Genomic DNA, 14,517 nt, shown 5'->3' on the forward strand with positions numbered 1-14,517 from the left:
CAAGGCAGTCAATAAAAAGGTCACCTCCATCCGCGGGATGAACGATATCCTGCCGGAACAGACGGGGCTGTGGCAGTGGCTGGAAGCAAAAGTGGGGGCGGTGCTGGCCAGCTATGGCTACCAGGAAATCCGTATGCCCATCGTGGAGCAGACCGATCTGTTCAAGCGCAGCATCGGTGAGGTGACCGATATCGTCGAAAAGGAAATGTACACCTTCGATGATCGTAACGGCGACAGCCTGACCCTGCGTCCGGAAGGCACGGCCAGCTGTGTGCGTGCTTGTGAGCAGCATGGCCTGTTGTACAACCAGACCCAGCGGTTGTGGTACACCGGCCCCATGTTCCGCCACGAGCGTCCCCAGGCCGGTCGTTATCGCCAGTTCCACCAGATTGGAGTGGAAACCTTCGGCATGACCGGCCCGGATATCGATGCTGAAGTCATCCTGCTTACTGCACGTCTGTGGAAAGCCCTGGGCCTGGCCGACAAGGTCACGCTGGAGCTGAACTCCCTGGGTGACAGTGCGGACCGGTCGCGCTATCGCGATGCGCTGGTGGATTATCTGAAAACACACTTTGATGCCCTGGATGGGGACTCCCAGAAGCGTCTGGAGCGCAGCCCGCTGCGCGTGCTCGACAGCAAGGACCCTGGCACCCGCGAGGTACTCAAGGATGCGCCGCAGCTGGCCGATTACCTGAATGACGAGGCTGTCGCCCATTTTGAAGGGCTGAAAGCCTTGCTCGATGCCAGTGGCATTGCTTATAAAGTGAACCCGTATCTGGTGCGCGGGCTGGATTATTACGGCAAGACCGTTTTCGAGTGGGTCACCGATGCCCTCGGCGCCCAGGGCACCGTCTGTGCCGGCGGTCGCTACGACGGGCTGGTGGAGCAGTTGGGCGGCAAGCCGACCCCGGCGGTGGGCTTCGCCATGGGGGTCGAGCGGCTGATTTTGCTTATCGAGCAGGAAAAGCCGGAACTGTCGGCGCCGGTGGACGTCTATGTGATGGCCATGGGGGATGTATTGGCATCCACCATGGCATTGTCCGAACAGCTTCGCGATGCCTTGCCCGGCCGTGCAATCCAGTTGCACTGCGGTGGTGGCAGCTTCAAAAGCCAGATGAAAAAAGCCGATCGCAGCGGTGCCGCGGTGGCCTTGATTATCGGCGAGGATGAACTGGCCAGTAACAGTGTTATGGTCAAACCCCTGCGTGGCCAGGGCGAGCAGCAGCAAGTATCCCGGGATCAGGTTGCCAGTGAGCTGGTAGCGCTCCTGGCGGACAATTAATAAGAAAGGAGAGCAGGGTGGCAGATTACATGCGCGATGAAGAGGAACAGGCGGAGCTGCTTAAAGAGTGGTGGCAGAAGAACGGTACCGCCGCGATTATTACCGTGGTACTGGCCGTGGCAGCCCTGATTGGCTGGCGTGAGTGGCAAGGCCATCAAGGGGAGCAGTCCTCCGAAGCGTCCAGGCAGTATCAGGTGTTGGTGGAATCGCTGACCGCACAGCAAGTGGATGAAGCGGCAGTGAACAAACAGGCGCAAGCCCTGAAAGAGGATTTCCCCGGCAGCGCCTATGCGGACTATGCCAGCCTGGCCCAGGCGCGCCTGGCGGTACAGGCGGGCGAGTACGATAAAGCCGCTTCCCTGCTGCAAGATGTGGCTGACGACGGCGCCACCGATGCGCTGACTTACACGGCACGTCTGCGCCTGGTGCGTGTGTTGCTGCAGCAGCAGGCCTACGATAAAGCCGCCGCCGAGCTCGATCACAGCTTCCCGGCTGCCTTTAATGGCATGGCGCTGGAGCTGCGTGGCGACCTGGCAAAAGCCCGTGACGACCAGCAGGCCGCCACAGAGGCGTATACCCAGGCGCTGGAAACCCTGCAGGACAACGGTGAAAAAGACCGTGTGCAGATGAAACTGGATGACCTGAAGAGCTAAATGAAATATTTCCTTCTCCCCTTCGCACTGGCCAGCCTGTTGCTGGCCGGTTGTAGCTCCAACCCGAATGCCATTGAGCCCAATGACTTGCCGGATTTTGATGCCAGCTACAAGGTAAAACGGCTCTGGAAAGAAGGTGTGGGCAACGGGGTGGAAGACAGCCAGCTGACCCTGCGCCCGGCCGTTACCCAGCAACAGGTATTTGCCGGTGATGTGTTCGGTGAGGTGTATGCCATCAGCCGTGACAAGGGCAAGCGCCAGTGGCGGGTGAAAACCGAAGATCGTATCGGCGGCGGTTTTTACGCCGGTTACGGCATGGTGCTCTATGGCACCCGTGAAGGCATGGCTGTGGCCCTGTCCATGGAAACGGGTGAAGAGCTGTGGCGTACCCAGCTTTCCGGTGAAGCGCTGGCGATCCCCAACAGCAACGGCACCATCGCCGTATTCCAGACCCAGGATGGCCATGTAACGGCGCTGGACGCCACTACGGGGGATCAGGTGTGGGATTATGAAACCCCGGTGCCCACCCTGACCCTGCGTGGCCTGGCCCAGCCTGCCATTGCGGATGGGCGTGTGTATGCCGGTTTTGCCAATGCCAAGCTGGCGGCCCTGGACGTTGAGACCGGCGTGCCCGCCTGGGAGCAGCGTATTGCCGAACCCACCGGCCGCTCCGAGCTCGATCGTCTCACCGATGTGGATGGCAACATGATCGTGGAAGGTGGCGGGGTTTTCGCCGTGGCTTTCCAGGGCAAGCTGGGCGTGGCGGACCAGATTAATGGCCGTCAGTACTGGGGCAAGGAAATGTCCAGTGCCCAGGTGATTAGTGCCAGCGGTGGTCGCTTGTTTGTGGCGGATGATGTTGGTGTGGTGCGGTCCGTGGACCAGCGCACCGGTAGCGTGCTCTGGCAGCAAGACAAGCTGTACGGCCGCCGACTGACCGGCACTGCCGTGCAGGGCGACCTGATGGTGGTGGGTGATTTTGAAGGCTACCTGCACTGGATGGATGCGGATGACGGCACCCTGGTGGCCCGTAAGAAGCACGACGGTGACGGCTTTGCGGGTACCCCGGTCAGCTATGAAGACACCCTTTATGTGTTGAGTTACGACGGCAAACTGGCGGCCTACACGGTGCGCCCCAAATAACCGGTCCGGTTTCTCGATACCTGAAAAATCTGCGCCCCGCGCAGATTTTTTCGTTTGAATCCCCCTTTGGCGTTACCATAGCGCCGTTGAAACCTCGTTGAGATGACTATGAAGCCGGTAATCGCCCTGGTGGGGCGGCCCAATGTGGGCAAATCCACACTCTTCAACCGACTGACCCGTACCCGGGATGCCCTGGTGGCCGATTTCCCGGGGCTTACCCGTGACCGCAAATACGGGGATGGCCAGCTGGGCGGCTATTTGTACACGGTGGTGGATACCGGCGGTATCGGCGAGAACGATGACGGCATCGATGTGCCGATGACCAGTCAATCCCTGCAGGCCGTGGGCGAAGCCGATGTGGTGTTGTTTATGGTGGACGGCCGTGCCGGCCTGACCGCCGCCGATGAACAGATTGCCAGCGAGTTGCGCAAGCTGCCCAAACCTACCTACCTGATCGTCAACAAGACCGATGGTGTGGACGCGGATTCGGCCATGTCCGAGTTTTTTGCGCTGGGCCTTACCGAGGTGCTGCCGATCGCGGCGGCCCATGGTCGCGGTGTGACCAGCATGATCGAGCATATTCTGGAAGGGTTTACGGATCTGGAGCTGCTGCCGGAAGGCGAACATCGCACCTCCAAGAAGCCCGGCGAAGACAGCATTCGTGTGGCCGTGCTGGGGCGCCCCAATGTGGGCAAATCCACCCTGATCAACCGCATGCTCGGCGAAGAACGGGTGGTGGTGTTCGACCATGCCGGGACCACACGGGACTCCATTGAGGTGCCATTCGAGCGCATGGGGCGCGCCTATACCCTGATCGACACCGCCGGGGTCCGGCGGCGCGGTAAAGTCTACGAAATGGTCGAGAAGTTTTCCGTGATCAAGGCGTTGCAGGCCATGGAAGCGGCCCAGGTGGTCGTGGTGGTCATCGATGCCCGCGAAGGCATTACCGACCAGGACCTGCACCTGTTGGGCTATGCCCTGGACAGCGGTCGAGCTCTGATGATCGCGGTGAACAAGTGGGATGGTTTGGAAGCGGACCATAAAGAGCGGGTGCGGGTGAATCTGGGGCGACGGCTGGAGTTCGCCCCCTGGGTGAAGATCAAGTTTATTTCTGCACTGCATGGCACCGGGGTGGGGGACCTCTGGGGCATGGTGGAGCAGGCCTGGGACAGCGCCTTTATCAAGATCGGCACCAACGAACTGACCCGGATGATGGAAGAAATCACCAACGGTCATCCGCCACCGCGCAATGGGCGCTTTCGCGCAAAATTGCGTTATGCTCACCTGGGCGGTAACAATCCGCCGACGCTGGTGCTGCATGGCAACCGCACGGAAGCCCTGCCTGCCAGCTACAAGAAGTTTCTGGAAAACCGTTTCCGCGAACTGCTTAAACTGGAAGGCACGCCGATCCGGCTGGAATTCAAGTCCGGTACGAATCCGTATGAAGGGCGCAAAAATGTGCTCACCGATCGCCAGGTGCATAAGCGCAAACGGATGATCAAGCGAATGAAAAAATAACCTGCCTCGCTGAGCAAGGAAGGAGGCCGGGGCAGGCAACACGGAGGATGCGTTATCAAACGCTGGGGGTATTGGGGGATAGCCGGTTGTTTAGGCGTGTTTTGCGCGTCTGCGCAAGCGATAGAACCAATGATGGAACCGGCCCAGCAGCCCGCCATGGTTCTTACCCCTGCCCGCGTGAGTCAGCCTCAATCCGAGGCCCCTGCCAGTGTCACAGTGATTGACCGCACGCTGATCGAAGCCAGCGGTGCCCGCGAGCTGTATGAAGTCCTGAAACTGGTCCCGGGTATGGCTGCGGTGAAGGTGGACGGCAATGTCCCTTCGGTAGCCTACCACCCCACCCAGGCCCGCGATCAGCGGCGCATGCTGGTGTTGCTTGATGGTCGCAGTCAGTATCAGCCGGGCCTGTCCCGGGTGAGCTGGAACGACATGCCGGTGGATATCCGCGATGTGGAACGTATTGAGGTTACCCGTGGTCCGGCGGCTGCCGCGTATGGTGCCAACGCTTTCACTGCCGTGATCAACATTATTACCCGTGACCCACGGGATATCAGCAAGAGCGGCGTGACCGTACAGGGCGGCAATAATGGTATCCGCGATGCGCATCTGCTTGGTGTTCACCGGCTGGAAAACGGGGCGCTGCGTGCTTCCGTGTCGCGACGGGCAGATAACGGCTATGACGAGCCCTTCGAAGGCGAGAGCCTGCCGGATGGCAAGCGCATTGAGACGCTCAACACCGAGTGGGTCTGGGACGCAGATGCCCGCAATACGCTCATGGTGCAGGCCGGTGGTAGCCGCAGCCGCCTGGAGCGCCAGCAGGAAGCGGGTGTTGCCGATATTGGCGAATACCAGGGCGACCCGGTGCAGAAAGGCGAGCGGGCATTTGTGTCGCTGCAATGGCAGCACAATTTCAGCCGGACCCATCAGCTGCAGGTCCATACTTACGGCCAGTACAATCAGGAAATCACCGACTTTAATGTCTGTTATCGGGACCCTGTGACCGGCCAGACCGGGCCCGGGGGCGGCCTGTTCTTCAGTCAGGAACTGCGCGATTTGTATTTGCAGAATGGCAGCGACATGGGGGCGACTTTTGCGGCCTTTCCGGCGGATGCCGATGCCACTAACCGTTATCTGACCTTGCAGGGTGCCGGTGCGCCTTTCTGTGCCGGCAGTGAGCTGGATATTCAGGAGGTGCGTTATGACCTGGAAATTCAGGATACCCTGCAGCTGACTCGCTGGGCACGACTGGTCAGTGGGGCAGAAATCCGCCATGACCGGGTACAGTCCGACAGCTATCTGGGGGGCACGCAAGACAATATCAGCTACCGTTTTTTTGGCAATCTGGCGCTGGATGTTCTTGATCCGGTAACGGTTAACCTGGGCGGCTATTGGGAGCGAGACCAGATCAGCGGTGATCATTTCAGCCCCCGCGCCGGCGTTAACTGGCGGCTGCTCCCGGGCCACCATCTGCGTTATGTGTATTCCGAAGCGCTGCGCACACCGGATATCTATGAAGAGCGTGCCAATATCAATATTCAGGCGCAAACCCTGTCACCGCCGTTTGCGGATAATACCAAGGCGTTGCTGGGCTGGGCGCCGGCGTACTTTTTTGTGACCCAGCAAAGCCCTGGCACTTTTGAGCCGGAGCGCATCCGTTCCTGGGAGGTTGGCTATTACGGGCAGTTTTCTGCGATAGAACTGGATGTGCGCTATTTTCAGGAAAGCCTGACGAACCTGCTGAGCACGGCACTCAATCCGTTTGAATTTGAACCGAGCAACGAAGGGTGGGTCAACCATCAGGGCACAGAAGCCCAGCTCTCCTGGCGCCCGAGTGTATCGCATTTATTCCGTGTTACCGGCGCCCACATTCACACCGACACTAACGTGAAGACCGAGCGGCGTCTGGCTGCCCGGGATTCTGGCAGTGCCCTGTGGTCGTGGCAGTTCAGCCGCCAATGGGCGTTTTCATCCGCGTATTATCTGTCCAATGATTATAACGATAACGTTTTTGAGCGTGCGGACGTGCAGCTCCGCTTTCGCCACCGTGCCGGCCCCACGGAGCTGGAATGGCGGGCAGTTGTTCAGCATGGGCTCAATAAGGCCCCGGTGGTTTTTGCAGAGAATCACTACCAGCAAGATCGAATGTGGCTGGGTGTGACGGTGAGGATATAGCCGGATGCAAAGCAGGCATGGACGCGCACTGGTTCTTCTTTTGTTGCTGGCAACGGCTGGCGGTGCGTTGTCCTCGCCGGCGCAAACCGTACACGTACTGGCTGAGCCCAGCCCCTTCAAGGATGTGTTTGTGCTTTCGCTGGCGCAGGATCTGCCGGCGAACCTGCGTGTCGTCGATGAGCCCGAGGCGGCGGATGTACTGGTTGCCCTCGGCGATGCCGCCTTTACCCGTGCCATGGCCCAGGGAAAACCGTTGTTGGGGGTCCATGTCAGCCGTGCCTTGAGTGAAAAGGCCGTGCAAGAGGGGTACCGGTGTGCGGCGATCTGGGCGGGGGTCAGCCTGGCGAATCAGTTGCAGTTGGTGCGGACCATGATGCCTCTGGCCCGCCGGGTTGGCGTGGTACTGGGGGCGGACAGCGTCTGGCCTGCCGAGCTGGTGCGTGGTTTTCGCGGGGCGCTCAAGCTGGAGTTGCTGCCGGTCAAAAATGCTCGGGACCTGGGTGACACCCTGCGTGAGAATCTCAATCATCTCGACGCCATTGTGCTTCCGGTGGACGACGCTCTGCTCGGGCCAGATGCCGCCAAGCTGGTGTTGTTGACCAGCTACCGCCAACGCAGGCCAGTGTTTGGCCCGGACCTGACATTTGTGAATGCGGGCAGCGTGGCATCGTACTATGCCAGCGGTAGCGATCTGGTCAGCGAAGCGGTTCAGCGGCTGCGTGTTTTTGCTGACACGGGCGAGTGGGGTGCCTCTGCCTTTGTGTCTCGCCCGTCGGTGGTGGTCAATGAGCACGTTGCCAGCAGTTTTGACATGCATTATCGGGATAGTGGGGCACTTCAGGATGCCCTGCAAAAAGCCGGGGGGGCGCCATGACGCGTGCCGATGTACCGCGCAAAGGCCCTGGGATTCGCAAGCAATTGCAAGTTCTGGGGCTGGTTCCTGCACTGTTCATGCTGGGCCTGTTGTTGGTGGCATTAACGTGGCAGCGCTTTGAGGACGCGGATCGGGACCTGCATGAACTGGGCAGTTTTTTGGCTCAGCAGATTGCTTCGGCGTCGGAATACGGCGTATTGGCGGGCAATTACACGGACTTGCGCCGCCAGGCTCAGCTGGCCATGCAGCGGGCGGATCTGCAGTACGTGGTGTTTCGCGATGGTGATGGTCAGGTGCTGCTGTATGAGGGGCGAGACCGCGAGGAAAGCAACAACGAGATCATCGAATTTCATTCCGGCATTTATCGTCAGGCGGTGGCACCAGAAGGCATGCTGGAGGGCCCGGTGGAGCGCGATGACAGACCCGACCGCATTGGAGAGGTGGTGCTTGGCATGTCCAGTGCCCGATTGTTGGCACGGCAAAAGGAAATTTTGCTGGCCAGCATGATTCCTGCCTTCTTCGCCATGATCCTGGGGCTCTGGATTGCCCACTATCTGGCGCGCCAGATTGCCGCACCACTGGGTTACCTGTCGGGTCTGCTGCGGACCCTGCGCCAGGGGGAATACTCTGTGCGGGGCAACAGCCGTTTGCAGGGTGAGTTGGGCGAACTGCAGGACAATATCAACGAGCTGGCCGGCGCGCTGGAAGGCGCCCGGCACACGCAGCAGGTGGCCATGACAGAATTGCAGCAAGCCCATCGTCAGGCGGAAACCGCCAGCCAGGCCAAAAGCGATTTCCTGGCCATGATGAGCCACGAGCTGCGCACCCCCATGAATGGTGTGCTGGGGATGCTGCAATTACTGGAAGAAACGGCCCAGAACGAGGAGCAGCACGAATACACCGAAGCAGCGCTGGAATCCACCGGTCATCTGCTGGATGTGATTAACGATATCCTCGATTTTTCGCGTATCGAAGCCGGGCGCATGGACCTGGACCCGTCATTCTTCGAATTGCGCCCCCTGCTGCAGAACTGTGTTGCTACTTTTCGTTATGTGGCGGAAAGCAAGGGGCTGTATCTGCGCCTTGAGGGCGACGAAGTGCTGGCAGGCAGGGTGGCGAGGAGTGACCCGACCCGGTTGCGCCAGGTGCTCAGTAATCTGATTTCCAATGCGGTGAAGTTTACCCAGGAAGGGGGCGTCACTGTCACCGTATCGGTGCTGCCGGTTCGGGGAGACTGGCTGGACCTGAGTGTTGCTGTGGCCGATACCGGTATTGGTATTCCAGAGTCCAAACGTTCAAGCCTGTTTAAGGCGTTCTCACAGATTGATTCCTCCACCTCGCGCCGTTTTGGTGGCACCGGGCTGGGGCTGGCGATTGCGCGCAAACTCAGTGAAATGCTCGGTGGCACCCTGTCAGTAGGTAGCCGGGAGGACGAGGGCAGTGTCTTTACGCTGTCGTTGCGCCTGTTGTGCCGTGAGCAGCCGGCGGACAGTGGGCCGGCGGGGCCGGCCAGCCCGATTGAACCGGAGCAACATGTCCTGCATGGGTTGGTGCTGCTGGTGGAAGACAATGTGGTCAATGCCATGGTGGCGCGGCGGATTCTTGAGCAAATGGGCGTCACCGTGGTGACGGCAAGCAATGGTGAGGAGGCGCTGGGAAAAGCGCGCCAGCGAGACTTTGATTGCATTCTCATGGACGTGCAGATGCCGATAATGGATGGCCTGGAGGCCACCCGGCAATTGCGACAGTGGGAGCGGGAACAGGGCCGGGCGCCCATGCCGGTGGTGGCGTTGACCGCCAATGCCATGCATGAGGAACGCGAACGTTGCCTGGCGGTGGGGATGAATTCCCACCTGGCCAAGCCATTTCGTCGCCAGCAGTTGGCGCGGGTGCTCAGTCCGTATCTGACTCCTGGACGTGTTCCACCCGGGCAGTAACTTCGCCGTCGACCAGTCGGGTGGTCAGGGTGTCACCAGCCTGTAATTGGTTTACAGAGCGCACCGCATCCTCTCCCTTGAAGGTAATGCTGTATCCCCGCGCCAGGGTTTCCAGCGGGCTGGCTGTTTGCAGGCGCTTACTCAGCCCGGCCAGCTGCACTTGCTGTTGTTGAATCTGCCGCTGTATGGGTTGTGGCAATCGCTTGTTCAGGGCTGCCAGCTGGTGCTGGCGGTCCAGCAGAAGCCGCTCTGGTGATAGCCGCGCCAGGCGTTGCTGGCTGGGCTGCAGGCGGCCATGGAGTAGAGTGAGGCGGTGCTGCATCTGTCGTTGCAGGCGATTGAGCAATTCATCCAGTCGCTGGCTGCTTTGCTCAAGGTGCTGGCGAGGGGAGCGAAGCCGCTGGCTCAGATGGCGCAGGCGTTCCTGTGGGGTGCGGAGCTGTTGCGCCATGACCCATCGCAACCGCCGGTGCAGGCCGGCAAGACGCTGGCTGACCACCGACAGGTCAGGGCTCACCAGTTCCGCGGCGGCGGAAGGGGTCGGAGCGCGCAGATCGGCGGCAAAATCGGTCAGCCCGGTGTCCACCTCATGGCCCACGGCAGAGACAATGGGAATGGGGCACTCGGCGACCGCCCGGGTCAGGGCTTCGTCGTTGAAGGCCCACAAATCTTCCAGAGACCCGCCGCCCCGACCAATAATCAGCACGTCGCATTCGTTGCGTGTCACCGCCAGTTCCAGCGCCTTGCGCAGCTGTGCCGGCGCATCGGCACCCTGCACCGCTGCCGGATAAATCACCACAGGGATAGACGGACAACGCCGTTGCAGTACCTGGAGAATATCGCGAATGGCAGCGCCACTGGGGGAGGTGATTACCCCAATCTGGTTGGGCCAGGCAGGCAGTGCCTGTTTGCGTTCCTGGGCGAACAGCCCTTCGCTCTGAAGTTGGGCCTTGAGCGCGTCGAACTGGGCCTTGAGGGCGCCCTGGCCGGCGGGCTCCATGTGTTCGACCACAATCTGGAAATTGCCGCGGGGCACATACAGGGTGATTTTGGCGCGCACCAGTACCTGCTGGCCGTTTTGGGGTGAGAAATCCAGCAACCTGTTGCGATTTCGAAACATGGCCCCATTAATCTGGGCACGCGTGTCTTTCAGGCTGAAGTACCAGTGGCCGGAGGCCGGACGGGAAAAGTTGGACAGTTCGCCCTGTAGCCAGATCAGGGGGAAAGAGCTTTCCAGCAGGCCCTGGGCATCCAGGTTCAACTGGCTGATAGACAGCGGTTCGGCGCGGGATGAAATGGTCATCGCGGGAGGGTAGCCCGTTTTTTTGAACCCTGCCAGCGGTGATTGTGTGGTTAGCCGGTAATGTCGTATAATCGCCCGCTTAATTTAACGGGGTGCCTGTCTCATTCTGGGTGCTGCCGCTCCGCCCGGTGGCATCCGCCAGGCTCCCCCCTCACTTCCTACGGTGCAATATGCTCAGAATTGCCCAAGAAGCATTAACGTTTGATGACGTTTTGCTTGTGCCTGCCCATTCCAATGTGCTGCCCAAGGACGTGTCCCTGAAATCCAAATTGACTCGGGACATCGCTCTTAACATTCCCCTGGTATCCGCAGCCATGGATACGGTTACCGAGCATCGCCTGGCCATTACCATGGCGCAGGAAGGGGGCGTCGGTATCCTCCATAAAAGCATGGATATCGAAGACCAGGCGCGTAATGTACGCATGGTCAAGAAATACGAATCCGGTGTGGTCAAAGACCCGATTACCGTCAGCCCTGATACCACGGTTGCCGAATTGATCCGCATCACTGATGCGAACAACATTTCCGGCGTTCCGGTGGTTGAGAAAAACGGAGAAGGTGACAAGGTGGTCGGCATTGTCACCAGCCGCGACACCCGTTTCATCACCAACTACGACCAGTGCGTGAAAGACATCATGACCGGCAAGGACCGGCTGGTGACAGTGCAGGAAGGTGTTGGCGCTGATGAAGTTCAGGCACTGCTGCACAAGCATCGCATCGAGAAAGTCATTGTGGTGAACGCTGCCGGCGATCTGCGCGGCATGATCACCGTGAAGGACATCGAGAAAGCGGCCAAATACCCCAATGCCTGCAAGGATTCCCAGGGCCGCCTCCGTGTGGGCGCTGCAGTGGGCACCGGGGCCGGCACCGACGAGCGCGTTGCTGCGTTGGTGGAAGCCGGGGTGGATGTGATCGTGGTGGATACTGCACACGGTCACTCTCAGGGTGTGATCGACCGTGTGGCCTGGGTGAAGAAACACTTTCCTGAAGTGCAGGTGATCGGCGGCAATATCGCTACGGCCGCTGCAGCCAAAGACCTGGTGGCCGCTGGCGCCGATGCGGTGAAAGTGGGTATCGGCCCTGGCTCTATCTGTACTACCCGTATCGTGGCCGGTATTGGTGTGCCGCAGATTACGGCTATTTCTGATGTGGCCGCGGCGCTGCAAGGCACCGGCGTGCCCTTGATCGCCGACGGCGGTATCCGCTTCTCCGGTGATATTTCCAAAGCCGTTGCCGCTGGCGCCAGCGCCATCATGATCGGTTCCCTGCTGGCCGGCACTGAAGAAGCGCCGGGTGAGGTCGAGTTGTTCCAGGGGGGCTACTACAAGGCTTACCGTGGCATGGGCTCGCTGGGTGCCATGTCTGGCTCCACCGGTTCCTCCGACCGTTACTTCCAGGATGCTGCTGCCGGCATCGAGAAACTGGTACCGGAAGGCATCGAAGGGCGTGTGCCTTACAAAGGGCCGATGAGCGCTATCGTGCACCAGCTGATGGGTGGCCTGCGTGCTTCCATGGGCTACACCGGCTGCGCCACCATCGAAGAGATGCGCACCAAGCCGGAGTTCGTGAAGGTAACGAACGCGGGCATGAAAGAGTCCCACGTGCACGATGTGACGATTACCAAGGAAGCGCCGAACTACCCGGTGGGGTAATTCGGGGTCTGTTGTGACTTGAAGGGGGTCGGATGTCCGAGGTCGGACGTCTGACGCCAGAGCCGGTCGGAGACATCTCCGGCCGTTTTGCTTTTAAAGCGTCCGACGTCAGGCATCCGGCGTCAGACCCGTAACCAACAAGGTCCGGCGCCAGCCGTCGGCAACCACCGCGGGATAGAACCCCATGCAAGACATCCATGCCCAGCGCATCCTGATTCTGGACTTCGGTTCCCAATACACTCAGCTGATTGCTCGCCGCGTGCGGGAAATCGGTGTGTACTGCGAAATTCGTGCCTTCGACATGACCGCTGAAGAGCTCAGCGAGTTTGCACCCAAAGGCATTATTCTTTCCGGTGGGCCGGAATCGGTGACGGCAGCAGAGACGCCCCGCGCTCCGCAGGCCGTGTTTGACGCAGGCATTCCTGTGCTGGGTATCTGTTACGGCATGCAGACCATGGCCGAGCAGTTGGGCGGCAAGGTCATCGCCGGTGAGAAGCACGAGTTCGGTTACGCCCGCGTGGAAAAGGCTGAAGCCAATGCGCTGCTGGACGGCATCGTCGACCATGAAGAGCAGGGTAAGGAATTTCTCGACGTATGGATGAGTCATGGTGATCGTGTCGGCGAGATGCCGGCGGGTTTCGTGGCGACCGCTACCACCGGCAGCTGCCCCATCGCCGGCATGGCCAACGACGAAAAGCGCTTCTATGGTATCCAGTTCCATCCGGAAGTGACCCATACCTTGCAGGGCGGCCGCCTGCTGGAGCGCTTCGTGCGCGAGCTGTGTGACTGCGAAGCCCTGTGGACGCCGAGCAACATCATCAGCGATGCCATCGACACCATCCGCGAGCAGGTAGGTACCGACGAAGTGATCCTGGGCCTGTCCGGCGGGGTGGATTCCTCCGTGGTGGCGGCGCTGCTGCACAAGGCCATCGGTGACCAGCTCACCTGCGTGTTCGTGGACAACGGCCTGCTGCGTCACCAGGAAGGTGACCAGGTCATGGAAATGTTCGCCGACAGCATGGGCGTGAAAGTGATTCGCGTGGACGCGGAAGACAACTTCCTCGGCAAGCTGGCCGGCGAGGCGGATCCGGAGAAGAAGCGCAAGATCATCGGCAATACCTTTATTGATATTTTCGACGAAGAAGCGGGCAAACTGGAGAATGCCAACTGGCTGGCCCAGGGCACCATCTACCCGGATGTGATCGAATCCGCCGCCAGCAAGACCGGCAAGGCCCATGTGATCAAGAGTCACCACAACGTGGGTGGCCTGCCGGAAGATATGAAACTCAAGCTGGTGGAGCCCCTGCGCGAACTGTTCAAGGATGAAGTGCGCAAGATCGGCCTGGAGCTGGGGCTGCCCTACGACATGGTCTACCGCCATCCCTTCCCGGGGCCGGGTCTGGGTGTGCGTATCCTCGGCGAAGTGAAGAAGGAGTATGCCGATACCTTGCGCCTGGCAGACCATATCTTCATCGAAGAGCTGCGCGCCGCTGGTCTGTACCACAAGACCAGCCAGGCGTTTGCCGTGTTCCTGCCGGTCAAGTCAGTGGGCGTGGTAGGCGATGCCCGTCGCTACGAATATGTGGTGGCTCTGCGTGCGGTGGAAACCATCGACTTCATGACGGCCCGCTGGGCGCATCTGCCCTATGAATTCCTGGAACTGGTCTCCAGCCGCATCATCAACGAAATTCCGGGCATCAGCCGGGTGACCTACGATATCTCGTCCAAGCCACCGGCGACGATTGAGTGGGAATGATTTGATATCAATATAACATAATTGATAACGAGTAAAAAAACAGTTACTCATTGACAATCGAATCATAATCTTCACATTCTGGAAATCCTGCCGCATTCCACAATCGAACCAGCCAAACATTTACTTTTGGACACCAGTTTTCTTCTGTCATATCGAGGAAGACGGGTGGCATTGTTAGAAAACCCGATGTGTGCGATAAATCTTGAAACTCAAACCCTTGATGACCA

11 protein-coding genes are annotated in these 14,517 nt (G+C 59.7%); 9 read left to right on the forward strand and 2 right to left on the reverse strand.

Going from position 1 to position 14,517, the window contains the following annotated elements:
* Positions 1-37: 37 nt before the first annotated feature.
* From hisS to COA55_RS10435, 7 genes are all read left to right on the forward strand, one after another.
* Positions 38-1,282, forward strand: a complete 1,245-nt coding sequence (gene hisS, locus COA55_RS10405) for a histidine--tRNA ligase (protein ID WP_290502075.1) — start codon at positions 38-40, stop codon at positions 1,280-1,282.
* Between the two features lie 17 nt (positions 1,283-1,299).
* Positions 1,300-1,935: a tetratricopeptide repeat protein gene (locus COA55_RS10410; RefSeq protein ID WP_231880574.1), complete on the forward strand. Its 636-nt coding sequence runs from the start codon at positions 1,300-1,302 to the stop codon at positions 1,933-1,935.
* Positions 1,936-3,078 (forward strand): outer membrane protein assembly factor BamB, encoded by a 1,143-nt coding sequence (bamB, locus tag COA55_RS10415; protein ID WP_290502059.1) that lies wholly within the window; start codon positions 1,936-1,938, stop codon positions 3,076-3,078. It abuts the gene before it with no gap.
* A gap of 108 nt (positions 3,079-3,186) precedes the next feature.
* Positions 3,187-4,596 (forward strand): ribosome biogenesis GTPase Der, encoded by a 1,410-nt coding sequence (gene der / locus COA55_RS10420; protein WP_290502061.1) that lies wholly within the window; start codon positions 3,187-3,189, stop codon positions 4,594-4,596.
* Between the two features lie 129 nt (positions 4,597-4,725).
* Entirely contained in the window at positions 4,726-6,768 is a 2,043-nt protein-coding gene (locus COA55_RS10425) for a TonB-dependent receptor (RefSeq protein WP_290502063.1), read from the forward strand.
* Positions 6,769-6,772: 4 nt separating this feature from the next.
* Entirely contained in the window at positions 6,773-7,642 is an 870-nt protein-coding gene (locus tag COA55_RS10430) for a hypothetical protein (protein ID WP_290502065.1), read from the forward strand.
* The gene (locus tag COA55_RS10435; RefSeq protein WP_063537387.1) at positions 7,639-9,579 is read left to right on the forward strand and encodes an ATP-binding protein; all 1,941 of its coding nucleotides are present in this window, start codon (positions 7,639-7,641) and stop codon (positions 9,577-9,579) included. Before COA55_RS10430 ends, COA55_RS10435 begins: the two co-directional genes overlap by 4 nt.
* On the opposite strand, the gene xseA is transcribed toward COA55_RS10435, so the two are convergent.
* Complete coding sequence (xseA, locus tag COA55_RS10440) at positions 9,536-10,882, reverse strand: exodeoxyribonuclease VII large subunit (RefSeq protein ID WP_290502068.1); 1,347 nt, start codon at positions 10,880-10,882, stop codon at positions 9,536-9,538. The two genes, COA55_RS10435 and xseA, sit on opposite strands and share 44 nt — an antisense overlap.
* A 170-nt stretch (positions 10,883-11,052) precedes the next feature.
* Between xseA and guaB the strand changes: the two genes are divergently transcribed.
* Positions 11,053-12,534, forward strand: coding sequence for an IMP dehydrogenase (guaB, locus tag COA55_RS10445; RefSeq protein WP_063519710.1), 1,482 nt, complete (start codon positions 11,053-11,055; stop codon positions 12,532-12,534).
* A gap of 184 nt (positions 12,535-12,718) precedes the next feature.
* Positions 12,719-14,290 carry a glutamine-hydrolyzing GMP synthase gene (guaA, locus tag COA55_RS10450; RefSeq protein ID WP_063519711.1) on the forward strand — a complete coding sequence of 524 codons (1,572 nt, stop codon included), beginning with the start codon at positions 12,719-12,721 and terminating at the stop codon, positions 14,288-14,290.
* 43 nt (positions 14,291-14,333) lie between these two features.
* Here guaA and COA55_RS10455 read toward each other — a convergent pair.
* The coding region (locus COA55_RS10455) for a hypothetical protein (RefSeq protein WP_290502071.1) at positions 14,334-14,517 on the reverse strand (184 nt) is incomplete at its 5' end.

The organism is Alcanivorax sp., from assembly GCF_002733835.1.
In the GTDB taxonomy this organism is placed as follows: Bacteria; Pseudomonadota; Gammaproteobacteria; order Pseudomonadales; family Alcanivoracaceae; genus Alcanivorax.